The organism is Paraburkholderia sp. RL17-337-BIB-A (genome assembly GCF_046025895.1).
Lineage (GTDB): Bacteria > Pseudomonadota > Gammaproteobacteria > Burkholderiales > Burkholderiaceae > Paraburkholderia > Paraburkholderia fungorum_C.
Map to the genome: position 1 here is coordinate 3202309 of NZ_JARESY010000002.1, position 26451 is coordinate 3228759.

The window sequence follows — 26451 nt, forward strand, 5'->3', positions numbered from 1 at the left end:
ATCAATGTCGAATGATCTGTTCAGCGTAGAGCACGCCGCCGCTTTTTTTGTGATGTCGAGCTCCATCTTCAGGCGAGACACTTCCGCACGCAAGCGCGCCAGTTCCATCTGTTCTTGACTCACCGGCTTGGCTCCGGCTCCCATGAGCTTGCCCTCCCGGTCGGCCTTCACCCAGTTGTACAGCGTCTGTTCTGCCACGCCCAGCGTCGCTGCTACCGCCGCCATGCTTTGACCGTGCTTGACCAGCCGAACCGCTTCCAGCTTGAATTCAAGCGTGTACTGTGCACGCTTTGCCTTGCTCATCATCTTGACTCTCCTTGCTTGAGTTTACCCGCTCAGCAAGGGATTCGTTTTTCGGGGGCAAGCTCACCTGTTATGGCAATCTCTATTTTTTCCTTTGTAACGAGAACATGCTTACATCTTAGCATTCCTAATTCCGCACCTAAAATTCAGAAGAGCCAGAAACGTCGGCACGCAGCGCGCATAGCTTCGCCTCGAATTCGCTCAGTACGGCGTCGCGCGAGAGCACTGCCTGGGCGAATTCTCGACCTGCCGCTCCGAGACGCGCGCGCTCGGCCGCGTTGCAAACCAGCCGATCAATCGCCGAGACGAGCGGGCTTACTTCTCCCGGCGGCACCACCACACCACGGGAGGACACCGCTTCGTACAATTCAGTACCTGGGCTAGCCATTGCGATAACCGCTCGGCCGCTTGCGAGCATGCCCGTCAACTTTGATGGCATCACCAGATCGGCCGCGCCAGCACGTTGGGGCAGCACGTGAATGTCGGCTAGGTTCAATAGTTCGTTCAGTCGTTCAAGCGGCTGCAGGTCAATGAAGCGACAGTTGTACAGATCAGTGCACAACGCTGCGGTGCCTTCGCGTGCTGGACCGTTGCCACAGAATACAAAGACCACGTCGTCACGCTTGGCAAACGCAATCGCAGCCGCCGCAAGTACTTCAAGGCCCTGCTTCGCGCCCATGTTGCCCGAGTAAAGAATCACTGTCGCGGCCTCCGGAATATTCAGCTCGCCCCTCAGCCAACTATGCCGTTCAAGTGGATAGATCGATCCGGTGTCAGCCCAGTTCGAGAAGCGCACCACCTTGCTTTTCTGGACCCCTTTGCGTATGGCGAGTTCGACCATTTTCCCCGAGATAGTAGACACGGTATCAAACCGCTTGATCAGTACCCGCTCCAACGCTAGTGCAATTCTCTTTAACAAAGAACCCTTCAGAATCCCTAAGCTGAACGCTGCGTCAATCTCATAGTCCTGAATGTGTAGCCAAGCATACGCGCCTGTCAACCGCGCGACTAACCAGCCCGCGGGCGCATTCATCAAACTCGGTGCTATGCAGACGACCACATCAGGTCGCCAGAACGCGTGACGTATTAGCGTCGGGAAACTCGATAACGCGAAACTCATCAGATGCGCAATGCGGCGCGCGCCTTTTGGCTGCGAGGGTACCCAGAGCGGCGTACGCCAGATATGCACACCACTGCGCCATTCGTTCGCGTAGCGGAATGCGGAAAAGCCCGTGGCAACACGCCACTGGGGGTAATAGGGTGGCGCACAAACCACGCGTACCTGGTGACCAGACGCGGCAAGCGTTTCCGCCATCTCGGCGGTGTACTTGCCGATGCCGGTTAATTCCGGTGCGTAGTTGATGCCATATAGAAGAATTTTCATCGGACTCCAGCGCGATATCGCTGCAAAATGCTGGGTTGCATAGTGCACGGTATCTTGATCATTCGCATCGAGCGGGTCGGCCAGGATATTGGCGCGGTCCGCCAATCGTCGTCGCAAGGAGCTTTGGCGACTCCACAGTAAGAAAACAATGGAATACGAGCTTCTTCGCGAGACGGTGGATGTAACGAAGTCGCGAATATGGATTGCGCGCTCCCTCCGGGTTGCTCCGACCATGGAGCAATTCGCTAGGCTTCGACCCGCGATACACATCGCATGGGTCGGCCACGATATTGGCGTAGTCCGACAATCATCGCCGCTTCTCGGGTCGGCACACGCGCAGACCCATAGATCAGCGCACAATATCGCCTTTACAGCAGTTTCTGGAGCGCAGCATCTCGATTTCCGTTATCTCTAGGCACACGCATCGGCCAATACGGGTAACAACCTTGCTGGTGTCTTCGTCGAAAAGTGGTACGACTAGTGCCCGTAGCTCTTGAGCGAAGAAATACTTTATTTTTAAAAAAATTGTGCTTAAGAATTTCACGATTTGGGGGAGTACGTTCACATGATTCAGCAAGGGGTCGATGGGGCTCGACAGCCGTCCTTTTCTCTAGGCAATCGCGCTGCACGTCTCGCATGGTGTCTGACTTATATCATTCTGTTCCGTCCGAGCCCAATACCCTTGCACGCCTGGCGAAGCTGCCTCCTGAGACTTTTTGGAGCAAAGATCGGAACAGGCGTCCACATCTACCCCAAAGTGGACGTATGGGCTCCGTGGAATCTGGTGATCGATGATTTCGCCGGTGTCGCAAATGGCGTGAGCATTTACTCTATGGCGACGGTATCGTTAGGTAAACGATGTGTTGTATCGCAAGGTGCCCAACTATGCGCAGGTAGCCACGACTACAATGATCCCAGCTTCCAGTTGTTTGCAAAACCAATTGAGATCGGACAATTCGCCTGGATCTGTGCGGAGGCATTCGTTGGGCCAGGGGTAACTATCCCTGAAGGTGCCGTTGTCGGCGCTCGATCTGTGGTTGCCCGATCGCTATCGACATCATGGACCGTATACGCCGGGATGCCAGCCCGGAAGATAGCGTCACGTAAGAAGCGGGCTTGATCTGTGTCGTCTTAACGAGGCAGTACCGTCCGATCTATCGCCTGAACGGAGCTTCGAGTGAGCTAGCGTTACGTTTCTCCCGTAACGCTTCCTTTTCGACTTAGAGGGAGCTTGGAATCCATGATGTGTAATGTTTCGGTTCTTATACTGACAAAAAACGAAGAAGAAGATCTCCCGGGTTGCTTGGAAAGCGTTGCATGGTGCAACGACGTCTGGGTGCTAGACTCCGAAAGCCACGACAAAACAGTTGACATTGCGACGGCTTACGGTGCTCATGTGCACGTGAGACCCTTTGACGGGTTCGCCTCCCAACGCAATTTCGGGCTTCACCAATTGGCATTCAAACACGAATGGCTTCTTATTTTAGATGCCGATGAAAGGGTAACGAAGCATCTTGCAGCGGAGATTCACAGATTTATTCAAGCTGCGCCCGATGTGGTCGTTGCTGGACGGCTCCAAAGGCGTGACTATTTTATGCGTCGTTGGCTAAAGCACGCACAGATATCACCATACTTTGTTCGGCTGGTCCGACATTCGCGTGTGAAGTATGAGCGCGAAGTGAACGAGGTAATGATGGTAGATGGCGAAATAATGTCCATCTCGCAGCATCTAGATCACTTTCCCTTTTCGAAAGGCCTCACACATTGGATCGCAAAACATAACGTCTATTCATCAATGGAGGCCGTTCAACTCAGAAATCGAATGAGCACGCCTGCATCGCTAAAATCGGCATTATTTGAACGGGATTTTAATGCTCGACGAAAACATCAAAAAGCACTATTTTATAGACTACCCTGCCGCCCATTTTTAAAATTCGGTTATATGATGATTGTGAGAAGGGCATTTCTGGATGGACTCCCCGGTATAAACTATACCTTCCTGCAATGTTTCTACGAATACCTCATCTCATTGAAAGAACTGGAATATACACCCGAGTCTCGTTGACAGTGTTGACTGATCGAGCCGCTGATTCTTGCCCCGAACCGCCTAAGGAGAATGCTTCGCTGGTGATACCACGCCACAAGCCCGAATGGCAAATTCTCCCGACATTGATGACAACACCTTCGTCCACCGCTGCGTCCGGCTAAGGCCATTTTCACAGAGAGCTAAATCATGAAGGTAAGTGTAGCAGTATGCGGTCGGTTTCATTTTCACAACTACATCGAGCGACTGGACGAACTCGGAATCCTCGACACTTTTTACTACTCTCATAAGGTACGCGCATCGACGTTCTCGCTGACACGCGGCCGCACTGTCAACATCTGGGCAAAGGAATATGCCGTACGACTGCACGCCAAGTTGCTCAAGAACCGGCTCAGCGATCTACTTTTCCCCGCCTATCATGATCTCTGGCAACTCGGTGTTCGACTCAATTGGCGACCGACACCTCTGCTCCACATCATGGCACACGGCACTTCACGACAGGTTATCGAAACGACGAAACGGGAAGGTTCGATCGTAATCGGGGAGGTAGTCAATACCCACCCCATTCATCGAGACATGCTCCTCAGCGACGAAGAGAACAAGCGCGGCATTCCGCGTATAACGCGGATCAATCGGCAGCAACAAAGACTAATCGAAGAATTGAAAATGTACGATTATGTCCTTGCGCCCTCCGCCATCGTTCGGGAATCGTTCATTCAGCAAGGGGTACCGGCAAGCATCATCAAAGTCATTCCCTACGCAGCCAACGTAAAAAGATTCTATCCTTTGGAGAAGCGGCAGAAGGACACCGACCGCTTCAACATATTGTGCGTTGGACACGTCAGCTTGCGCAAAGGTCAGCTCTACCTCCTCGAAGCGGTGAAGCAGCTAAACGACAAGCGATTGCACGTTACACTAATCGGGCAAATCGAGCCGCGAATCGAACCGCTGTTGGTGCCGTATCAACATCTCTTCACGCATATTCCTCGCGTGGAAAATACCCAACTCAACGAGTACTACAACTCGGCGGATGTCTTCGCACTCCCTTCACTCGAAGAGGGCTTAGCCGTCGTTCTATGCGAAGCGCTCGCAACCGGACTGCCGATCATCGCCACGCGTGAATCCGGTGCGGCCGAGATTATCGAACACGACCGTACCGGAAAAATCGTCTCTGCCAGTTCCGCCTCCCAATTGGCTAACGCGATCGCCGAGATGGCGAACTCTCCCGACAAGGTTCATGAATTTTCCAGGCAAGCGACCGTTGCCGCCACCCGTACGCATAACTGGGACCAATACGTAGACAGATTGCGCGGTGTCTACTCCGACTGTCTCCGCTAACAACCGCACGTTGCCTCTCGCAACACTACCAATTGCTCCCCGGTCTTGCACCTTGCATTTGCGTCGATAGACCGCTTACGTTCGGAAGTGCGCTCGATGTCGACGAAGTGGCGCCCGCACCCAGAACTCCGCTACGGCTCAGCTTCGGCACGGCGTCCAATCCGGAGTAGGTGCTGCTGCGCGCGTACCCCATGCGGCCCACGGCTACGGCATAGGGGTTCGCCGCCTCGGCACCGACTGCCGACAATGTCGCCAATTCACTTCGGCTAGATGCGGATCTCGAGTAACCGTTGGAATTATTCTTCAATGATTGGATGTCCGAACTATCATAAATTCCATTCAACTTGGCGTCGGGATCTTGATTGACTATTCCTTCGCAGCCGGGCAACGTGCATGCAGCCAACGAAACCTTCGGTGCACCCGCCATACCTATGGCCGAAGCAGCAACCAGAATTCGCAGAAGAGCCCGCGAATCGAAAATCTCGCACAATTTGACCATTTAACCCCCCCATCAAAATAGTATTTTGAAATCGACATTTTTTGCCACGGCCGAATAATGGCCGGTACAGATTGCTCGCAAACGTACAATCCGCACGCTCGGGAACGGCTGCACTTTGTCCCGTGCCATCGCCACCACCTGATTTTCTCCGATCGTCCGAATTCCCGGCGCTGTCGTATCAATCGAGCCTCGCCACACGGTGTGTCCTGTGTAATCCAGGCCACTCAAGAGCAGCGTCCCGTCACTATCGAGTTCGGCCACGCCTTCTTGATGGCCAACCGATATGATCAATTCCCGCGCGCGCCGATGAATTGTGACGTCGAACGTATGCTGTTCTGAACTCTCACCGAAATCAAACCTGCCCGCGATCATGCTGTCGTTATGATGAGCGTCGAAGATTTTCGTGTTGTCCGCCTTCAACTGAACCGAGACGTCTATAGAAGCGTTCGAACTGCTCCGCGGGCTTGAAAATTTCCTGTCTGTACTCGCCCCAACTCCCAATACGATAGGGTCAGTGATTGACAACCTCTTGCAAATGTTCGCTAAGAGTATTTGATCGACCTGACCTGTCGCTCTCTCGTTCCTGGCTTTGACACGTATCGCTGTCTCACCATTCTCAAGCCATAGGCCGGTCACATCGAATAGCGGTTCTCCGCTCTCGCTCCGGAGAACTGATCCAACCGAAAGTCCTCTCGGGATTGGATCGTTAATACCGGAGAAATTTGCGTACAGCACGTTGGCTTTCGCAGCCGTGACCTTGACCCGGACTACCCCGCCGCCGGTTGTCAACGGCAGTACTCCACCGGCAGACGAGACAAGCCTGGGCCGGTTGAATACAATCGAATCCATTGGTGTGGAAAAGCTCAACGTTACGAATGCACTGGCGGGCCGCCTTTTTCCCAAAAATGTAACGTCATTGAATTCTGCGGCCCTGCAACTGATGATCGGAATCGGCTCCTCTATCGTCGAATCATTCACGACGATCCGGTTGACAGCGGGACCGTTTGAAAAAAAACCTATCTCGCTCCGGTTGTATTCTATGTAATCCACTAGTTTGTCATTTTCGACGAACCTGATATATGAATCGTTAACAATGATGGTTCCACTTGCTGATGGATAAAAGTATCCATTAACCCGCACTCGGTTGCATACGATCCTGTCAGCGGAAAACGCGTATAGACTGCCATCCAGAGATGTAACGTCGTTTTCGTCATGGTGCTCGCGTGATGACACGAACGCCAGATCATCAAGTTCTATATTCCTAGCCACGCGAAAGCCGGGCCGATCCAGGCTCAGGACACGAGCAGCACCCGTCTCATTGTTCTCCCCAACGTAATCTGCGTTCTGCGCGATATCGACCCAGCGTGCGTCGTAGTCGTATCGCAGCGGCGTAATCAGCTCGATCACGCCCGCGTCAGCGTTCGCCACAACGTTCCGTTCGAAATATCGAATAGACGGCGGGTAACCCTGAGAGTCCTGGTTGTATCCATAAATCAATATCGGCAAGCCCGGCCTGTAACTCCTGCCACTATCCGAATTCAGTAGCCGTATTACGGACGATTTGGCCGTGACCGACCGGATGCGGTCGCCACTGGTGAACTCTCCAAATCCTGGAATCGATCCGGCATTATTCAAAAAATAGTCCTGATTGATGACTAGCGGGACGCACTCTGTAGTCTTCTCGGACACTCCGACATTCCGCAACTGGGTGTCTTTCCCGCCACGAACGCGAACATCCCTCACTCCCTGCAGCCACCTGCCGGTCAAGATGTCCAGCCTCCCGTCCGGCAGGATGAGGTCGAAGGCCGAATCGGATGATCGCATTCGAGCGCGAATCTTCAATAGCGCCGCGGAATTCTCTTCTGCGGATGCCTGCGCGGATACCCCATATGCTGCCGCTTCGATGATTTCGTGCGACATGGATGCCGATGCCAAGCCTAATGCAAGAGACTTTTGCGACACGGCCTCCGCGCCGAGAACGGTTGCAAGCATCCTTAGGAACTCTCGCCGGGATTGTCTCGCAAATTTCATTTCAGCGCGCGAGTCATTGTCGCTATAGTAAATGGCCTGAAGAGCCCACCCATCATACTCGATCAGTAAGTGATTGAATCGACAATCGGACAGTGGAAGCGGTTACAGTCGGACGCACCTTTTCACTATTCGACGCAGCAGGCAGAATCCGCGCCATCCTTATTTTCCCGGCCTTCACCAAAATATAAATGGCGACAAACGAGAAACCAAAAAAATAGGCCATGGGGACACCGCCGTCGCGAAACAAGGTAGAAATATATCCATTGAAAATCCAGTACGATGCGAACATTTTCGGATTGTCCGTATATATTATACGATTATGAAACCGGTACAGAAATAATCCAATGATAAACATCCCGCCAACCAATGAAGGGAATCCAAATATCGAGTACAAATCTGCATGCAGCGACCATGTCAGCGCGAAGAAATTCCCATATTTCAACAAGTTGATGCGCTGTGTCGTCGTCGGCTTGCTGGGCCAGATCCCCCGTGGAATAGGCCAAGTCAGCAATCGAAGATATTGTGTTCCCCAGTTAAATCCGGTTCTGTCGGGCACCAGTTCGTAGATCGCAGATGAGACATCGAATTCCTGAAAGTCGCTCGTTCCGACGCCGGCTGCCCTCGCTTGCTGGTAATGATTGAAGATCTCCGCAATGCTCGTACCGCCGGTCAGTATTTTTCGTGCCGCGAGACGGTCCGAACCGACGACGTCGAACAGGAGCACCAAAACAAGGCCTATCAGAATAGTTTTGACAGCGAAACTTCTCCGACCGCGCCTCATTAACGCGATCGTCAAAGCACTTACCACGACAATGACGAAGGACAGGCGCTGCGCCCCGACAAGAATGCGCAGCAGGACAAACGAACCCGTTGCCGCCACCATCGTCGGCGTCATTCCGTAGGTGAGAATCAGGATCAACAACGCCGCCGGAATGAATTCCGCGAAGGCCATCATGTAGCCCGACACCCCCACCAGACGCTGACCACCATTCGCATCAACCTGCACATCGAAGGATTGAACCGAATCGACACCGGCGGAACCATAGGCAACATGAGTCGAATACAGTCCCAGCGCGATAAGGACAATCAAGACAGAGAAAAACCGAACCTTGTCCGAGATAACGAATCGAGTCGGCGGTATCTTGAGCTCTCGAAGATTACGTGGTTCGACGAGCGCCGGCAGAACGACGGCAGCAAATAGTGCGCAATTTATGTTGAGACACGTCAGCCACAGTGTTCCGTCCGACGGGGTTAGTCCGATTGTGTTCCAGAGAAATGATTTTCCAATCAAGTATACGTTGAACGGACGAATCACATATCCGAGAAAGTGATATATCAAATATAAAAATATTGGATGGTAAACGGGCATTCGCATTGAGATGACGAATGCGAAGCACGCGCCCCAACACAGAAGATTAATTACCGCAATATAGCCTACGATTTCCATATCATTTCTTCGCCGAACGAGACATTAGTCGATAATGCAAGCGGGTCTTTCACTAGCCCCCATCAGCCAGCCATATACATCCGCCATTTGTTTTGCAATCGTAGTCCAGGCGAAGCACCTCTCAACCAGCAATCTGCCGTTCTCACCCATTTTTTCGATTCGTGTATCGCTGATAGTGCAAAGGTCGCCAAAAAATTCCCGTAATCCATCAATCGAATTCAGAATTTCGAAGGCGGCATCTTGCGAGAAGCCAATCGATAAATTGCACTCGCGGGTAAGCGCGACCGGCTTACGAAAGGACCAGGCCTCGAGCGGCACCATTGGCAATCCCTCACTGAACGATGGCAAGATCACGCAATCGCATGCCGCGTATGTCTTTGCCTTGTCGTCGTCAAACTGAGAGCCGATGAAGAGAACACCATCGGCGTCGATCCCTTCGTTCACCATGCCGCGCAGTTGAGCGATGTAGGATGGATCCCCCCATCCACCGATAATCAAGTTCCAGCGCTCGTTGACCGCATCGGCGGTGACGCTTTCCTTCCAGGCCGCGAGTAGATTCTCTACGCCTTTCTTGGGGTGCAACCGGCCGAAATAGAGTAATAGCTTTCTCGACGCAAAGTCGGCGTTCCACCAGGACGGCAATCCAGGCCTATCGCTGTCCGGGATCGTCACGCCGTTATGCACGACGGCGATCGGCTGCTTGAGGCCGGCGGCACGGATTGCGTGCGCCTCTTCAAGATTGAGGGCGTGCAAGCAGGCTGCACGATTCAAATGACGACGCTCGTAGGCGGCTAACGCACCCCACTTCTTCAACTTCGAACGATTCAGAATCCACCGGTCGAGCATACCGTGCGGCGAAATAATGTAGGGCTTGCTTTGGCGCCGATGCCACGCAACGACATCGGCTGACGGGTGCATCCAGATTCCGTGCGTATGAATGACTTGTGCGTCAGACGCCAACAGCGCCGCACGCAGCGTCGGAGAGTAGCCAAGCATCGACGGACCGACCCGGTCACATGTGGTTACCTGCGTGCCGCGCCATTGCGGAAGGTCGTCTTCGGTATGAGCGTCTTTCAGAGCGAACACGCGAGGCATGAATCCGGCGGCAGGAAGTTCAAGCGCAAGACCACGCATCGCATCGAACAGCCCTCCGCCGGTGCGCGAAGCCGACGCGGTCACAAACCCGACCTGATGACTCGCACGACGTTCGGCATGGGTGTCAAGTGTCAATTTCACGCAGCCTCCCGCAGCAAGTCAGCGAATCGCGGATACTGATTCTTATAGCGCTGGACCGCACGATTTGCCTCCTCTCGGCCGACGATCGGGTCCCTGTAATCAATGATCATTCTTTGCGCGACCTGTTGTACGTCGAAGGTGTCTATATCGTGAACCCGCGCGCTGAGCCCGAGGTCAGTCATGATGCCGCTGGTCTTAGGCAAGTATGAAAGCGCAACCAGTGGTTGCCCCGCGAGCAAGCCGAAGATGCATGAGTGAAAGCGACTCCCCAGAAACACCGCGGAGCCTGCGATGATGCCTCTCACGTCCACCACCGAGCGATCCCGCTGATCCAGAATGACAAAATCGGGGTGCCGCGAGGCGATCTCGCGCCCGACAGGCAAATCAGCGGCGACCTGATTCACGATGACAACGCGCACACCCAGCGTATCATGCAAGATACCTAGCAGCTGGCAGATCTTGCGCACGTACCGTTGCTTGGCTTCCGCCTGATCCGGCGCAAGAGGGAATGCCCATTCGATCACCGAAACGGCGATATACGGCTCATCCGGCTCAATTGCAAACTCCGTCTTGAGCAGCTCCCTGGCAGGCGGTGTCGATTCATGCCAGAACGCCAGGTCACCGGTCCGGACAACGCGCTTCTCTGGCAACAATAATGTCTCGACTGCGAAATTGTACGATTCGCTCTCTCGCACACAAATCAGATTCGCTTTCGAGAGAATCTTCTGCGCGAACCACTTTCCACGTCGCGACCTGATAGGGCCGACGCTTTGTGGCGCCAATATAATCTTCGCTCCGAATCTCGCCGCTGCCCAAATTTGAATCAGATTGGCGTAATACGACGGGTTCGAATCCTCAAGATAGCCGCCTGGGCAGCTAATGACAACGTCGGCCTCCTTAAGCGCTTTGATCGCACGTCGCTGCTCTCGAGGAATAAGAAGACCCAATGGCCATGGCCGTCCGAACAGGACATAGCAGATCGTTGTCGCCTGACGAATGATGTTACAAAGGCGCCGCCGCCAAACGTTTCTCGACATGCAATTGCCAAGGCGCTCATACCACGTCACTTGGGGCATGTGACGACGCTGCGTCGACGGTTGATAAGCGATACCGCTGACCGATGCGCCAGGAAACGCGCTATAGATCTCATCGATGCATACCTCGATGAGCGCCGCATCGCCCTTATTAACGGCGCCGAAGACGTTCGCCACAACGATCTTGATCACTTCCATTTTGAGAACCCGTTTGCGAAATTCAACACGTTTTCGGAAAACAGCAGCAAATCCCATTCAGCAAGATTCCATGGGTATTTGCTTTTCATCCTGGCAATATTCTCGCTATCGAGTAGCACGCTGATGCCCCGATCTATATCGGATTCCGTACCGTCCGTCACGAAACCGTTCTCGCCATGCCTGACCAGTTCGTGCGCCGCCCCACAGCGATCCGTGCAAAGGACTGGCGTCCCGCACGCCAGCGCCTCATTCAGGCACAGGCCCCATTGATCGTAATCACTAAGGAGCACTAGGAACAGTGCCAATGACAGGAAGATCGGCATGTCCCGATTGGGAACGAGCCGCCTGAATACGACAGAATTCCCCAGACCCAGGCGGTCGCAACGCGCCCTCAGATCTTGTTCCAAGTCTCCTGACCCAATGATTAGCAGGGAAACACCGGTGGCACTCGCCTGCGAGCGTGCGTACGCATCTATAACCTTGTCGACGCGCTTGCGCGCGACAAGCCGAGAAACGCACACGATATATTTTCCCGGCAAACCTAGCTGCGTCCGGTAATCCGCGTCACGCCGATGAGCGGTCTCGGCCGCTCGTCGGAAAAGGCCGTTGTCCACGACGTCATAGCCGACTCGAATATTTTCAACTGGGATTCCCAGGAATTGGAAATAAAGGCTCTGCCGGCGGCCAGCCACGATCGCGCCGTCGTACATCCGTGCAAGCAGTGCCTTGATGACCTCGCGACCGGGCCGCCGCACGCCGTCGTCGAACTTGCTGTCGGCACAAAATACGATCCTCGGGTACCGTTTGATCAAACGATAAACCAGTCCGATAACGGAGTAGTGGAAGTTATATCCGATCGTCACGATCAGATCCGGCTTTTCCCGCGCTATTTCTATCAGCAGTCTAAGCGGGTATCTCCAGCCTGCTCGCTTTTGGCCCTCTCTTGTCAGATACCGCCAACGACTCTCCTCCGCGTCACGCACAGAACCCTGAGCGTGACGATGAAGATAGTCTCTGGAGTCGCGGCTCATCACCAACACGCGAAAATCCATTCTCTCTTTCGACAGACGATCACCCATGTTTTTAAGGCGGGCCGAGTGATAGTCCCCGACGCTACCCGTTAAGAACAACACCTTCATGGCTTTTCTCGCTGTATTCTTGAAATATTTCGTATTCACCAAACACGACCAGGAAAACATCCAGTCCCAATAGGCAAATCGCGACGGACACGAGCCCGCCGTGTCGAACAGCAAATAATCCGATGGCGATAGCCCCAATCGCAGCAACGAGATAGGCGAAGGCGAACCGCATATGGCGGTTGATCGCGATAACGAAGATGGAGCTCGATTGCCACAACGAATTTGCAACCATCGAGAGCAGCAACACGTCGAACAGCGACGCATCGAACGTTATGTGCTTTCCCGTCCACGCTGTATAGAATCGCCCCCCCCACTGGCTCATCGCGATGCCCGCCGCGGTCGCCACCACGATCGTCACGAGCGTCAGCTTGCGCTTTATCTTCTTTACGTCGCCTTTTCGTCCGACAGCGAACAACTTCGACACCTCCGACCAAACTGAGTTGGACAGCAGATTCATCATTTGCACTGCCACACGTGTCAGCGTTCTCATCGTTGAAAACACTGCAACCTGCGCCGGTCCTAACGCGGTCCCGATGACCCACAAGATTCCCTGAAAATTCAAACCGTTACTCAACGGAAATCCGAGGAACGCCAAAGACGGTATCAGAGATTTTTTGAGCCATATCCAATCAATCGTGAGCGGAAACAACGTCGCCCATCGGCAGTATCGATTCTTTACGGTCTGCTGCGCGGCATAACCGATCAAACGCGCGACGAGCATACCCAAGGCAACGGCAATCGGCGTCTTTAACGTTAAAAGCGCGATCAGTGCGAACATGAGCGCCATGAATCTCGTCACATTCAAGATGCCAATCGACAAAGCGTAGCAATTGGCGCTGCGCAATGCAGCGGTATGGGGCCCATACATGACGCTCAAGCAGACGTCGCCGATAAGAATCAATGCGACGAACCGCACGTCGTTGGGTGACATGTATCGGAAGACATGAAATCCCGCTCCAAACGCCCACCACGCCAATCCGGAAACAATCAACACGGCAGAAACAAACAGCCCAACCGCAGCGGTGAGCGTCCGGTAAATGACTTGAATACGATCGTAGTCTCCCACCGCCGCGCGCTGGTCCATTTCATTTGCCGCGACGGTGGATAGGCCAAGATCGCTCAACGCGAGGTAGGTGGGGATCGTCGAGATAAGAATCCATTCCCCATACTTCGCTGCGCCCCACACGGACAGAAACAAAGGAACAGATACGACTTGCGCGAAGACAGTCACGGCCTGTCCAAGGCCGTGCGCGAAGAACGCACGAACAATACGTTGTGCCGACATGGTGGACCCGTGTGTGTGCCCGGCATAACCCGCATCTCATACCAGGCTTTTAGATCAATGACGTGGTGCGTACTCGTACTGATACGCATACTTGTACTTTCCGTACGCGTAGCCGCCGGTGTTCAGCGGGAAGTCGTTGAATACCACCCCCTTCAGCGGACTGCCGCATTGCCGCAATCGCTTCACCGCCAATTCGACTTCTCTTATCGGGTTCGCGCCGAAGCGCAATACCAGCAGCGTGACACCTGCAAGCCGCCCGATAATGGCCGGATCCGTTACCGCCAACACCGGCGAAGTGTCGATAATCACGTTGTCGTATTCGGCTGACAGCTCCTTCAAGACCGCTTCAAAATTCGGATGTAGCAGCAGTTCGGCAGCATTCGGCGGCAGCTGTCCGGTAGGGATGAAGTCCAGGCCTTTGACCAGCTTATCCTTGCGAACGACTGACGTGCGACCGCCTCCTGAACGGATAAGCTCGGTCAATCCAGATTCGCGCGTCTCCCCGATGTAACGATGCAAATCGCCACGGCGAAGATCGCCGTCGATCAGGAGAATCCGCTTGCCGGTGTTCGCCATCAACACAGCAAGGTTGATCGAAATGAAGGACTTGCCGACGTCAGGCGCCGGACCGGTCAGCATCAAAATATTATTCTTGGCGTCAAACTCAGCAAATTGCAACGCGGTACGCAAGCCGCGAATCGCTTCGATCGCGAGATCGTTCGGCGCAGCATGCGCCAATAGTGGAGCCTCGCTCAATTTCGCCCACTCGACACGTCCGAGCGAGGACTGCCGATCGCTATGCGGAACCGTCGCATACACAGGAAGACCGAAGCGGTCTTCCACCTCGTTCGGATCTTCAATACCGCTGCGAAGCGCCTCGAGTCCAAACGCGGCGCCCACTCCCAAGAACACGCCAAGCGTCGTCGCCACCAGGATGATCAAGCCGGGCCGCGGCCATACCGGGACCGTATTGTGTTCGGCGTCGTCCAACAAACGGACGTTACCTGTTTTGCCAGCCTTCAGGACTCGAAGCTGTTCGACGTTGTTCAGTAACGTCGTATAGATTTCCTGCGAGACCATCGCGTCCCGTGCGAGGCCAACGACATCTTGTTCGTTCGCCGGAATCGCCTTCAATCGCCGATTGAAGCTGTCGATTTGCGCATTGACGGTATCCAGTTGCCGATTGACCGCATCGACGTTCGGATGCTGCGGAGTAAATCGCTGCAGCAATTGATCGCGTTGAAGTACAAGCTGGCTCTTCTGAACTTCCGCCTGCACGACTTCGTTCAACAATGTCTGAGCTTCCAACGGAAGATCGACAATCGCATTTTTGGTACGAAAGTTGTTGTACTTGGTTTCCGTTTCTTTCAGATTTTCCTTGAGCCCCGGAAGCTGATTATCCAGGAATTTAATCATGTTGTCCGCTTCCGCGGATTTTCTGTCGACGTTCTGCTTGACGTATAGCCTGCCGATCTCATTCAGTACAGCTTGAGTCTTTCGTGGATCGTCACTACGCCAGAAGGCACTGATGATTCCGGAGTCCTTCCCCTGCTCGGAGATGTTCAACGAATTGTGAAGCAGGTTAATAACGTCGAGGCGCTTGGAATGAACAAGCTGAAACTTGCTGCCCGGCCGGCCGACCAGACGGCTCAGCGTGATGGCAACCGGTCCGGCCGGCGTGGTACCCTGGACTTCTCGCCCAACCTCGGCGTTTCCGACAACCAGGTCGCCGTCCGGCGAGAGAAGGTTGTACTTGCCTCCCGGCTGGGCAACCACCGTCCAGATCACACCGTTATATTCCGACGGCACCTCCATCTTCGTGACTTCGATCGCTTCCGCACCCCATGCGTACGACGACAAGTTGAAGCGCGCAGCGGCGGAGACAGGCACCGGAAGGTGTGAAGCCAAAAACCGGCCAAACAACGGCACATACTTAGGTTTGGCGTCGATATCCAGATGCACCGCGTCGACGGTAGGGCCAAGAATCATGCGTGATCGCAGAATCTCGATTTCGGTGGTCGAGGCGGTCTTCAACTCGAACATGCTGGCCAGATTGCCCAAAGCCGAACCAATCGAGTTGCCGTTCTCTTCGACCTGAACCAGAATGTTCGACTCGTATGCCGGCTTTGCGATCAACGCGTATACCACACCCAAAATCGCCATGCCTAGAGCGAAGCCGAGAATCACATTTCGATACTCCAGCAGCGAAGCCAAATGCTCCCCGAGGCTCGTACCTTCGTCCGATGCTGAACTGCGTTGACTATTCAGGAATTCATCTGCTTCTTGCATGTGCGTGACTTAAATATGTTAGTTACAGAATGACGCGCCGATCGACCTGCTTCAAATACTCGTTGCAACCGTTTCCGGCATCCGGCTACTCGTGGCAGAGAGGCATTCTCATTTCCGACTCTTTTTTCCAGCTATCGGAAGCTTCGATCTTGGTTGCCCAGGCGCGTACGCCCTTTTCGATTGAATCCCGCGCGTTGATAAATTCAGCGCGACCCCGTCCAAATGGATCGCGGATGTCCAGATTATCAAATTGACCCAAACGAAATACTCGTCCTCTAGACCATGGACTGAACCGTTCCACGTAACGCTTTTGCTTCAGATCCATCACCAACAGAAGATCCGCGCTCATGCAATGGGACCTCATCAATTGTTTCGCCCGATGACGTTCGATATCGAGCCCTTCCGCTCGCATCAACTCGCGTGCGAAGGGATCCGCCTGCTGCCCCACCAGAGCGGCCACACCCGCGGACTGCACAACACAGTTCGGCAATTCGCTCGCTAGCAACGCTTCGGCCATCGGGCTGCGGCATATGTTTCCGATGCAAATAGTCAAAATGGAACGAATCATCGAGTCTTCCCTGTAGTGGCTAGTTCAACGCTTGACCCACCTACCATCGTCAATGTCAGAACGGAGTACATTTGTTGTTCTTTTAAGTAGCGGGCGGGCCCCGAAGTGATGCGAGATACTCTGTATCGTGCTTCGCTATTCCGCCCGGCGTGCGTTACGCCGAAACCTGCTCGCCGTATCGCTCGCAGAAATCCTCATACGCGACCGCCAGGCCGTCCTCAAATTTTGTCGTCGCCCTGATACCGTGCGCATGCATGCGTCGCACATCCAATAGCTTACGTGGCGTACCGTCCGGCTTCGATAGATCAAAGAGCACCTCACCCTCGAATCCCACTACCCTGGCAATGGTCTGGGCCAGTTCGGCGATGGACGAATCGACGCCGGTTCCGATGTTTATATGAGAAAATGAAGCTTCGCAGTCCTTCTTCCATTGATCCAGCTGAATTTGCATGATCTCGACGGCCGCGATGGCCAGATCGTCCACATAAAGCAGTTCTCTGCGGGGCGTTCCACTTCCCCAGACCATCACCGAATCCTGACCGCGTACCTTGGCCTCGTGCATTCTGCGTATCAAGGCCGGCACAACGTGACTATTCTCCGGATGGTAGTTGTCGTTCGGGCCATAGAGATTGGTCGGCATGACGCTACGAAAATCGGTTCCGTACTGCCGGTTATAGCTCTCGCAAAGTTTCAACCCGGCAATCTTCGCAATCGCATAGGGCTCGTTGGTCGGCTCCAGATGGCCCGATAGCAACGCGCGCTCCGAAATCGGCTGCTCGGCGAATTTCGGGTAAATGCACGACGAACCGAAGAACATGAGCCTATTCACACCCGCACGATATGCCTGATCGATTACATTCGCTTCGATCATCAGGTTGTCGTAAATGAAGTCGGCGGGATAGACCGAATTGGCCTTAATGCCTCCCACCTTCGCTGCGGCGAGATACACGTGATCAATATCTTCGCTTCGGAAGAAGGCTTCGACGGCGTCCTTGTCGGTCAAATCGAGCTCGTCCCTATTGCGAGTGACAACGGTACAGAAGTCCAGCGCTGCGAGGCGTCGAACAACGGCACGCCCCACCATGCCGTTATGGCCGGCCACAAAGGTCCTGATTTCTTTGCTCATCGCGTTACTCGTTGTATGCAAAGGTAGTGAAACCCGCCAGCTTGATCAACGCATCGCGCTTTGCCGCCTGATAGTCGCCCTGCACCATTTCCTTGACCAAGCTTTCGAACGAGATTTTCGGTGTCCACCCTAACTTCGTTTTCGCATTCGTTGCGTCGCCCAACAGGGTTTCGACCTCTGTCGGCCGGAAGTAGCGCGGATCGACACGCACCATCACGTCCCCCGGTTTTACCTTGACCTCGGGTTTCTGAACCGCCTCTACGAGCGCAATCTCGTCGACGCCAGAACGTTCAAAACGCAGGACAATGCCGAGCTCCATCGCCGCGCACTCGACAAATTTTCGGACACTGTGCTGAACACCGGTTGCAATGACGAAGTCTTCCGCCTGTTCCTGCTGGAGCATCAGCCATTGCATCTCAACATAGTCGCGCGCGTGGCCCCAGTCTCGAAGGGCGGAGAGATTTCCGAGATACAGGCAGTCTTGCAATCCAACGGCGATTCGCGAGAGCGCACGTGTGATTTTCCGAGTGACAAACGTTTCCCCGCGTACCGGCGACTCGTGATTGAAAAGGATCCCGTTGCAGGCGTACATGCCATAGGCTTCCCGATAGTTGACGGTGATCCAGTACGCGTAAAGCTTCGCCACCGCGTACGGGCTGCGCGGATAGAACGGGGTTGTCTCCCGTTGCGGGATCTCCTGGACGAGACCGTACAGCTCGGATGTCGATGCTTGATAGAACCGGGTCTTCTTCTCGAGCGACAGAATACGAATTGCCTCAAGAATGCGGAGTGCACCAATCCCGTCCGCGTTCGCGGTGTACTCAGGCTCCTCGAACGAGACTGCAACGTGACTCTGTGCCGCGAGGTTATAAATCTCGTCTGGCTGCACTCGCTGGATAACGCGCACAATACTCGTCGAATCAGTGAGATCGCCGTGATGCAACACGAATCGACGGTCGGATACGTGTGGATCCTGGTAAAGATGATCGATTCGATCGGTATTGAACAACGAGGCACGGCGCTTGATACCGTGCACCTCGTATCCCCTGTCCAGCAACAATTCCGCCAGGTACGATCCGTCCTGCCCCGTTACACCGGTAATCAACGCAACTTTACGTGTCATCATTCAGCTCCAAATCCAATATCCGCTATCGAGATCGTTCTCAACTATCCCAGTTCACATCTGGGCCGCCTGCCGAATCGCGCCCCTGAAACGATCGCAGCATCGAAACAAGACCCACATCGATTACTTAGTCAGCACGGCAGCTGTCAGGCCCGCATTCACTGCCGGCAACAACAAGCTCAACACGCGATTCAGGCGGACCAGGCCGTTACCGTCGACGTACACGACATCGTTGGGCTGAAGCTGAAACTGATTGGCGAGCACCATCGAAACCGGCGAACGGGCATCAAGATGAAATACATGCGGCTCCGCGTTCAAGGCTCCGCGAATGACATACATCTGCGCGGCGTCGGCCGTATTCGAGTTGATACTTCCTGCCTGCGAAATGGCGTCACTAAGCGAGAGTGTGCCGTCTCGCATTGGGATCGCAGTCACCGGCTTATTCACCTCGCCCATCACATAGATACCGTTCTGATCACGAGGCAGCACACGTAACAAATCTCCATTGCGCAACATAATGCGAGATGGATTCTCACCGCGCGCGATTATCGCCGAGAGGTCGATTCGGTAAGAGTTTGCACCACGTACGAGCACCATGTGGCTCTGATCTGCCGTCGCGCTAAAGCCGCCGGCACGACTGACAGCCTCGTACAGCGTCATGGGAACGTCATTCACCGGAACTGATCCAGGCACGCGTACTTCGCCGTCTACGTACACCTGCTTGGAACGGAACGACGCAACACTGACCGTAACTTGCGGATCCCGAAACACTTGCGCAAGCGCGGCAGTTAACTTCCTCTGGACATCGTTCGGCTGAAGAGAGGCAACGTTTATCTTTCCGACATAAGGAAACTGAAGATCACCGTTTTGATCCACCAGGTGCCCCGGTGCGGGGTCGTACGCCCGCGAGCTGGGCGTCGAAACCTGCGGCCCCTGAGCCCCCACCAGTTCAGGGTGATCCCAGACCGTTATCTGCAGCACATCCCCAGGCCCAATCAGGTACGGCGTTGACTTCGCGAAGAGTTCGGCATCTTCCGGCACGGAGATCATTGTCGCCTGATTTCTGAGTTGCTTGATCAGATCAATCGTAATTTCGGTGACGGGCACGTCAGCCCGCTCCGGCGGACTCTTGCCGCTCCCTGCATTAACCGGGATCGACGCTGGCGTTTGCATCCGCATGCCTGGAGCAACCGTACAGGCCATCAGCGCAGCGCACGACGCCAGCATTGCCAGTACTCGCAGGCGATTGATCTGATTGGCGCGCTTGATCTTTTTGCGGCATTTTCCCGGTACCGTCATTAGAACAACTTCCGCGTAATTCATCCATTAGCCCTAAACTCATATCGCTTTGCGATGCATTATGAAAACGTCTGCTTGTACCGACCACGCTGATGCCGTTAAGGCGCATTCAGTAAACATTACTGCCGACCAGCCCTTTCGCTACTGTCGCGAGCACGATTCTCATATCGAGCACGAAGGACCAGTTCCGCAGGTAATACAAATCGTGCTCAACGCGCTTCTGCATCTTCTCAAGTCGATCAGTCTCGCCACGGAAGCCGTTGATCTGAGCCCAGCCGGTGATGCCTGGTTTGATGCGATAGCGATGGATGTAGCCATTCACCACTTCCTGGTAAATCTCGTCGTGCTCGATCGCGTGCGGGCGCGGCCCCACTACTGACATTTCACCGCGCAACACATTGATGAACTGTGGCAGTTCATCGAGGCTCGTACGTCGAAGGAACCGGCCGACGTTAGTCACACGCGGATCGCGCATGGTCGCCTGTGTGACTACCCCTGTCTTCTCCATATGGGGATGCATCGAACGGAATTTATATATCTGGAAGACCCGGCCGTCCGCGCCCTTGCGGTACTGCTTGAAAAACACCGGCCCGCGCGACGAGAGCTTCACGGCCACCGCGATGACGGTCATCAAGGGGGCCATTGCAAGCAAGGCCGCCGAAGCGAACACGCGATCGAAGATGTCCTTCTTCACCAAGGCGTGCGGCGGTAGCGGCGACGCCATCAGGTTAATGGCAGGTGCACCGATCAGATCGATCATGCCGCTATCGAACAGCGCCACGCTCTGCACATCCGGAATGAAGCGCACGTTCACAAGTTCGTTACGGAAGCCGTTCACGACGCGCAAGATTATTGATTCCTCCGTCAGTGGCATGGCTAGCCACACTTCCTGTACATCGTTCCCGCGCACGTATTGCAGCAATGAGTTCAGGTCGTCCTGTTGGGCATCGCTTCCCTCAACGCTCCCGCAAATCCCGCGCGAGTCGAAAACCTCCGAAATGATGAAGCCATCGGAAGGCGAAGCGTTGATCTTGCGCAACACTTCTTCGCAGTGCTTCCCGTGTCCCACCACGACCACATGACGCAAATTCATTCCGGCCTGGCGCACTTCGCGCAACACGCTGTATGTCGTCACCCGCAAGACAATCAGCGCGCTGCCCGTGATGCCCGTCCAGAATGCGAACCACAGGCGCGAGATGAAGTCTGTGCGGTGTATGGAAAACATCAGCGCAAGGCCGCAAAGCTGCACGACAATCCAGGCGAGCGCCAACTTGCCCACGAGGCTCACCATCGAACGCCCACGCCACGAGTCGTACAGCCCGAAGACCGGGAACGTCGCGAGCGCTGAGGCCGCTGAAAACGTTATAAAGGCGGCGTCCAACCGGTTCTGCGCGAGATCTTCGTACCGTACGTGCGCCGCCAGCATGGCGCCGGCGACAATGAGGGCGACATCCACCAGCCGAGCAATCAAACCTTGTAAGCCAGGCATTTCGAGCCTCCTACGATGTATACGAACCTCGGTCAGACGCCGTTCAGGCACGCCCGTATGTGTCGTCGAAGCGCATGATGTCGTCTTCGCCGAGGTAGGACCCTGACTGGACTTCGATCAGCTCGAGCGGCAACTTGCCGGGGTTTTCAAGGCGATGACGTACGCCTAGTGGAATGAAGGTCGACTGGTTCTCGCACAGCAAAAACTGCTCGTCACCACAGGTGACGCGTGCCGTGCCGCTCACCACGATCCAATGTTCTGCGCGATGGTGATGCAACTGCAGCGAAAGGCGGCCGCCAGGTTGCACCACGATGCGCTTGACCTGAAAGCGCTCGCCGTGATCGATCAAGTCATAAGAGCCCCAAGGGCGGCGCACCTTACGGTGCGTTTCAGCTTCTGGCGCCTGCTGGGCTCGGATTCGCGACACCAGACCTTTCACGTCCTGCACGCTCGAGCGGTCGGCCACAAGCACCGCATCAGCCGTCTCCACCACCACCAGATTGGTTACGCCCACACACGCAACCAGCCTTCCTTCAGAATGCGCGAAGCTCGACGTTGCCCCCTCGAATACGACCCGGCCCCGCGCGACGTTGCCGTCAACGTCCTTGTCCAGCGCGTCCCACACCGCATCCCATGAGCCAAGATCCGACCATCCCGCTTCAAGCGGCACGACCACACCCGACGGCAGTTCCTCGTCTGATCCGAGTCGCTCCATGACCGCATAGTCGATGGAATCGGACGGCGACTGTTTGAATGCGTCGGCGCTCGGTCGGAAAAATTGACCTTCGATGGCCCCCTGCGCGAGCGCCAACGCGCACGCATCGCGCATCGCGGGCTGCAACCGTCCAATGGTCTCGAGCCATACGCTTGCTTGCACCACAAAGATGCCGCTGTTCCACCAGTACTGCCCCGACGCGAGATACTGTGCGGCCAGTTCAGTTGCCGGCTTTTCCACAAAACGCTCAATCCGCTGAGCACCAGCGCCAATCTCGGCCCCGAGCTTGATATAACCAAAGCCTGTATCAGGCCGCGTCGGCGGCACGCCAAGGGTGACGATCGCGCCCGCCTGTGCGTACTCCATAGCAAGCTCAATCGCTCGCTGGAACGCATCCACGTCGGCAATCGCGTGATCTGCCGGCATCGCAACCACAATCGCGTCCTGTCCGTCGGCGCATGCGACTGCGGCGGCAAGCGTAAGCGCAGGGGCGGTGTCGCGCCGCACCGGCTCGACGACGATCCGCGCATCGATACCGCTCGAACGAAGTTGCTCTGCAGTCGCGAACCGATGCTCGTCCCCGCACACGATGATCGGCGCGCATGCGGTTCCCACCTCGGAAACGAAGCCCTTCATCCGCCCAACGGTCTCCTGCAGCAACGAGTCGGGGCCGAGCACGCCAATCAGCTGCTTAGGGTATTGCTCGCGCGACATCGGCCACAACCGCGAACCCGCCCCGCCGGCCAACACCACGGGCACGAACCGCGCGGAGGCCCTAAGTCGGCCACCGCTCTCTTGTTCTCCATGGACTAAATCACTAGCGCCGCTGCGTTGCCTTATTTCATCTGTCAATGACGACACTTTACGCACTCCTATTGTTATGCGCTGGAGGTTCAGAAAACGCGCACCTAACAGATTGAAAATGTGTGGCTAAAGCCCCGCACGACTACGCGGGATCGCCTGGCACCGAACCACGGATACGCGCGCGATATTCTGAAGGCGTGTGGCCCATTCGCTTACGAAAAATCTTGGCGAGGCGATCACCGTTGATCCAACCGCATCGCTTTGCAATCCTATCAATCTGAAAATCCGTCTCTGCAAGTAATCGGGACGTCATCTCCAGGCGAGTCTGCAGCAAGAACTCAGACGGCGTCACACCAATCTCCTGCTTGAAGTAACGCAGAAAATTCCGTTGGCTCATCGCTGCAACCCGTACCACTTCGCTCACAGAAATGGGGCGCCCGCAATTCTCTTTTAACCACTGCGCTGATGCCCGCACCTTCTCGGCTCGGGTCGGCGTACTCGATTCCGACAGTACCGATGCGACGATCGGAGAACCATTTAGCGAAAGGCGTGCAACTGCTTCCCGCGCGACATCACCGCCAAGATCGCGCTTGACTAACATCAGGGCCGTCTTGACCACCGGCCCATAACGATCGCCTTCGTCGGACAAATCGTTTTCCAATGCCCCAACCAACTTCGACTGCCAGCCAGCCGTGCTACGCGACTGCCCCGAGCTATCGACGCCCGCCGCCTCGAGCAAAATCCGCCCTTCCCCGATCGGCTTGACTACCTCGCTGAGCGGCAAAACCTCCCGGAGCCAACCCACTACACGCTCGTCATGTGCCGCGTTTTGCGCGCCTTCTCCGCCGACAATAAACAACGCGTCAAAGCCGATGGCGCTTCGAACATCACAGGCGTATGTCCAGACGTTGATCGATGAAGAGCACGCCACATTTCCCCCTTCGGCCGAGTAAAAACGCACGTCATACAGCACGTCACCTCTCGATCGCGCAATGCAGATCTCGTTTGCCGCCTGAAATACCTCTGGAATCACGCCAGCCGTGAGCAATGAGAATCCATCGAACAGCACAACGCCAATATCTCGAACCATGCGCCTTCGCCGCTTCCCAGAGGAAGACGCTGCTCCGTTATCCGGATTGTCGAGACCTGCATACACCATAGAACTCCCTAAGCGTAAGGCGGTTTAGCGATGTCTCATTCGCAACAAGAATTCCTGTCAGTTGCAGCGCATCATACATAGACCGCCAAATGGCGCAGCGCGGCTGACGGAAGACGCCAACATGTTGGCGGATTAGCCCATGGGTCTGCGAACGGTCGATCACGCCCCTCACTTCACGCGACGCGTAACCTCGCCTTAGAGCAAACGCGAAAGAACCGGGTCCACGCCTGTGAGGACTAAAGCAGGTTCTTTGTGCTCCTAAAATGCCGCAACTATCCGTCCGTCATTGTGTTTGCCCGTTTAGACTCAAACCAGATAACGCATGAATTTCTCTTGCATAGCGTTGCTATGAATATGCATTCGAAGCCACGCTTATGCGTTGCGCAGACAATTTTTTCTACACGGAAATTGATACCTGGGACCGCACATGGCATGCACGACATCGGAAGAAAACTGCTAGCGTCAGTCCGCCAACGTCATCGGAGCGCGAAAAAAATGCGGCATCGCAATAACAAAGCGCACATCGCGTCCTACTCCACTGATTTGGCGGAAACGGATCCCGCCGACCTTGTAAGATCATGAATCGTACGCAACACTCTTCGCGACCTTCCCGTTTTCAGCCCGACGCCGCCCATGACCATGAAGGTTCAACACATACCGATTCGCGCCGTCAAGCTGATCGAGCCATACATCTCCAGCGATGCCCGTGGCGTATTCTTCGAAAGCTTCGACCAGAACGAGTTCGACGAACAGGTGGCCCGCGGCTATCCCGTCTCCCATGAACACCACACGGTTTCGCCTAGAGAGGGTGTTAGGCACTTTTTGCCGGACCTGGTATCCTGGCAGGATGAAAAAACGCAGGCCATACCCGACGGATGTATCGGATGAAGAGTGGTACTTCGCCGCTCCGTACCTGACCTTGATGAACAAGGACGCACCGCAGCGCGCTACGATCTGCGCGAGATGTTCAACGCGCTGCGCTGGATCGTACGCGCGGGTGCGCCGTGGCGTCTGTTGCCAAATGATTTTCCGCCGTGGGAGCTTGTTTACCAGCAGACGCACCGCTGGATTCGGGCGGGTTGCTTCGAGGCCATGGTGAACGACCTGCGTTCGATCATCCGGGTCGCGCAGGGCCGACAGGGCCAGCCCAGCGCGGTCATTCTCGATGGGCGCACGCTGCAGTCGACCTGCGAAAGTGGACCTCGCGCCGGTTACGACGGCTACAAACGCAAACGCGGCAGCAAGGTCCACATGGCGGTAGATACTTTGGGGCAATTGCTTGCTGTGCATGCTACGCCGGCCAACGAACAGGAACGCGCGCAGGTCGGAGAACTGGCACGTCAGGTTCAGCAGGCCACGGGCCAGACGGTCAAGGTGGCGTTCGCCGGTCAGGGATAGCCTGCGCAGGCGGCACTCGACGAAGGAATCGAGCTTCAGGTAATCAAGCTGTCGGAGGCGGAAAAGGGCTTCGTGCTGTTGCCGCGCCGCTGGGTGGTCGAGCGCAGCTTCGGCTGGCGCAACCGCTTCCGCCGACTGGCCAGAGACTACGAGCGATTGCCCGAACCCCTGGCTGGGTTGCACTTCGTCGTATTCTCAGTGCCTATGCTTGTCCACGTCGCATCCCTAACAAAAGTGCCTAACACCCTACAAGGGCTCCCCGTTGAGCGCAAGCTCAATCGAAGTTCGCTGTGATACATGCTGCAATGCCGCGCCGGTCTTGTGAGAAGGTGAAGGACTGCGGTTCTACAACCGGTCATGTTGGGCTAATAGCCCGGACCCTGATGAAAGACGCGCACGGAGGCCTCATTCTCTAGCCGGGAATGGATATCCCCGCTGTGTTAGTCAGGTATGCCCCGCGCGGGTCCAACCCGCTTCACATCACCGCAGGCAGTGCAAAGTGATCGTTTCTATGTGCTCATGATGTCCGCACTCATATCTCGT

At 55.2% G+C, this 26451-nt stretch carries 18 protein-coding genes and 2 pseudogenes; 4 read left to right on the top strand and 16 right to left on the bottom strand.

Translation table 11 applies throughout. The features are described 5' to 3' along the window. Positions 1 to 39 precede the first annotated feature (39 nt). Both P0D84_RS34940 and P0D84_RS34945 read right to left on the bottom strand, forming a co-directional pair. A pseudogene (locus P0D84_RS34940) lies at positions 40 to 306 on the bottom strand (transposase); the annotation flags it as partial. Positions 307 to 442: 136 nt separating this feature from the next. Next, positions 443 to 1687, bottom strand: coding sequence for a glycosyltransferase WbuB (locus tag P0D84_RS34945; protein WP_408346275.1), 1245 nt, complete (start codon positions 1685 to 1687; stop codon positions 443 to 445). A gap of 1240 nt (positions 1688 to 2927) precedes the next feature. Between P0D84_RS34945 and P0D84_RS34950 the strand changes: the two genes are divergently transcribed. Together P0D84_RS34950 and P0D84_RS34955 are read left to right on the top strand one after the other, a co-directional pair. Next, on the top strand, positions 2928 to 3752 hold the full coding sequence (locus tag P0D84_RS34950) for a glycosyltransferase family 2 protein (RefSeq protein ID WP_408346278.1): 825 nt from the start codon (positions 2928 to 2930) through the stop codon (positions 3750 to 3752). Positions 3753 to 3920: 168 nt separating this feature from the next. Next, on the top strand, positions 3921 to 5069 hold the full coding sequence (locus tag P0D84_RS34955; RefSeq protein WP_408344553.1) for a glycosyltransferase family 4 protein: 1149 nt from the start codon (positions 3921 to 3923) through the stop codon (positions 5067 to 5069). 511 nt (positions 5070 to 5580) lie between these two features. On the opposite strand, the gene P0D84_RS34960 is transcribed toward P0D84_RS34955, so the two are convergent. The 14 genes from P0D84_RS34960 to P0D84_RS35025 all read right to left on the bottom strand — a co-directional run bounded on the left by P0D84_RS34960 (position 5581) and on the right by P0D84_RS35025 (position 24441). After that, on the bottom strand, positions 5581 to 7560 hold the full coding sequence (locus P0D84_RS34960; RefSeq protein WP_408344556.1) for a hypothetical protein: 1980 nt from the start codon (positions 7558 to 7560) through the stop codon (positions 5581 to 5583). A gap of 91 nt (positions 7561 to 7651) precedes the next feature. Further along, a complete protein-coding gene (locus P0D84_RS34965) occupies positions 7652 to 9046 on the bottom strand; it encodes an O-antigen polymerase (RefSeq protein WP_408344559.1) in 1395 nt (464 codons plus the stop codon). Positions 9047 to 9070: 24 nt separating this feature from the next. Continuing rightward, positions 9071 to 10282, bottom strand: coding sequence for a glycosyltransferase (locus tag P0D84_RS34970; protein WP_408344562.1), 1212 nt, complete (start codon positions 10280 to 10282; stop codon positions 9071 to 9073). After that, positions 10279 to 11514, bottom strand: coding sequence for a polysaccharide pyruvyl transferase family protein (locus P0D84_RS34975; RefSeq protein WP_408344565.1), 1236 nt, complete (start codon positions 11512 to 11514; stop codon positions 10279 to 10281). Before P0D84_RS34975 ends, P0D84_RS34970 begins: the two co-directional genes overlap by 4 nt. After that, entirely contained in the window at positions 11505 to 12653 is a 1149-nt protein-coding gene (locus P0D84_RS34980) for a glycosyltransferase (RefSeq protein WP_408344568.1), read from the bottom strand. Before P0D84_RS34980 ends, P0D84_RS34975 begins: the two co-directional genes overlap by 10 nt. Beyond that, positions 12628 to 13938 (bottom strand): lipopolysaccharide biosynthesis protein, encoded by a 1311-nt coding sequence (locus tag P0D84_RS34985; RefSeq protein ID WP_408344571.1) that lies wholly within the window; start codon positions 13936 to 13938, stop codon positions 12628 to 12630. Before P0D84_RS34985 ends, P0D84_RS34980 begins: the two co-directional genes overlap by 26 nt. 54 nt (positions 13939 to 13992) lie before the next feature. Beyond that, on the bottom strand, positions 13993 to 16227 hold the full coding sequence (locus P0D84_RS34990) for a polysaccharide biosynthesis tyrosine autokinase (protein ID WP_408344574.1): 2235 nt from the start codon (positions 16225 to 16227) through the stop codon (positions 13993 to 13995). Positions 16228 to 16312: 85 nt separating this feature from the next. Beyond that, on the bottom strand, positions 16313 to 16795 hold the full coding sequence (locus P0D84_RS34995; RefSeq protein WP_408344577.1) for a low molecular weight protein-tyrosine-phosphatase: 483 nt from the start codon (positions 16793 to 16795) through the stop codon (positions 16313 to 16315). Between the two features lie 154 nt (positions 16796 to 16949). Further along, the gene (locus P0D84_RS35000) at positions 16950 to 17921 is read right to left on the bottom strand and encodes a GDP-L-fucose synthase family protein (protein WP_408344580.1); all 972 of its coding nucleotides are present in this window, start codon (positions 17919 to 17921) and stop codon (positions 16950 to 16952) included. A gap of 4 nt (positions 17922 to 17925) precedes the next feature. Then, entirely contained in the window at positions 17926 to 19044 is a 1119-nt protein-coding gene (gene gmd / locus P0D84_RS35005) for a GDP-mannose 4,6-dehydratase (RefSeq protein WP_408344583.1), read from the bottom strand. A 123-nt stretch (positions 19045 to 19167) separates the two neighbouring features. Beyond that, a complete protein-coding gene (locus tag P0D84_RS35010; protein WP_459252224.1) occupies positions 19168 to 20343 on the bottom strand; it encodes a polysaccharide biosynthesis/export family protein in 1176 nt (391 codons plus the stop codon). A gap of 109 nt (positions 20344 to 20452) precedes the next feature. Then, entirely contained in the window at positions 20453 to 21832 is a 1380-nt protein-coding gene (locus P0D84_RS35015; RefSeq protein WP_408344589.1) for an undecaprenyl-phosphate glucose phosphotransferase, read from the bottom strand. 43 nt (positions 21833 to 21875) lie between these two features. Continuing rightward, positions 21876 to 23306, bottom strand: coding sequence for a mannose-1-phosphate guanylyltransferase/mannose-6-phosphate isomerase (locus tag P0D84_RS35020; RefSeq protein ID WP_408344592.1), 1431 nt, complete (start codon positions 23304 to 23306; stop codon positions 21876 to 21878). 187 nt (positions 23307 to 23493) lie between these two features. Beyond that, positions 23494 to 24441 (bottom strand): GlxA family transcriptional regulator, encoded by a 948-nt coding sequence (locus P0D84_RS35025; protein ID WP_408344595.1) that lies wholly within the window; start codon positions 24439 to 24441, stop codon positions 23494 to 23496. A gap of 702 nt (positions 24442 to 25143) precedes the next feature. Between P0D84_RS35025 and P0D84_RS35030 the strand changes: the two genes are divergently transcribed. Together P0D84_RS35030 and P0D84_RS35035 are read left to right on the top strand one after the other, a co-directional pair. Further along, entirely contained in the window at positions 25144 to 25398 is a 255-nt protein-coding gene (locus tag P0D84_RS35030) for a dTDP-4-dehydrorhamnose 3,5-epimerase family protein (RefSeq protein ID WP_408346383.1), read from the top strand. Further along, positions 25358 to 26202 (top strand): annotated as a pseudogene (locus P0D84_RS35035) (IS5 family transposase). The gene P0D84_RS35030 and the pseudogene P0D84_RS35035 overlap by 41 nt, the downstream one beginning before the upstream one ends. Positions 26203 to 26451: the final 249 nt, after the last annotated feature.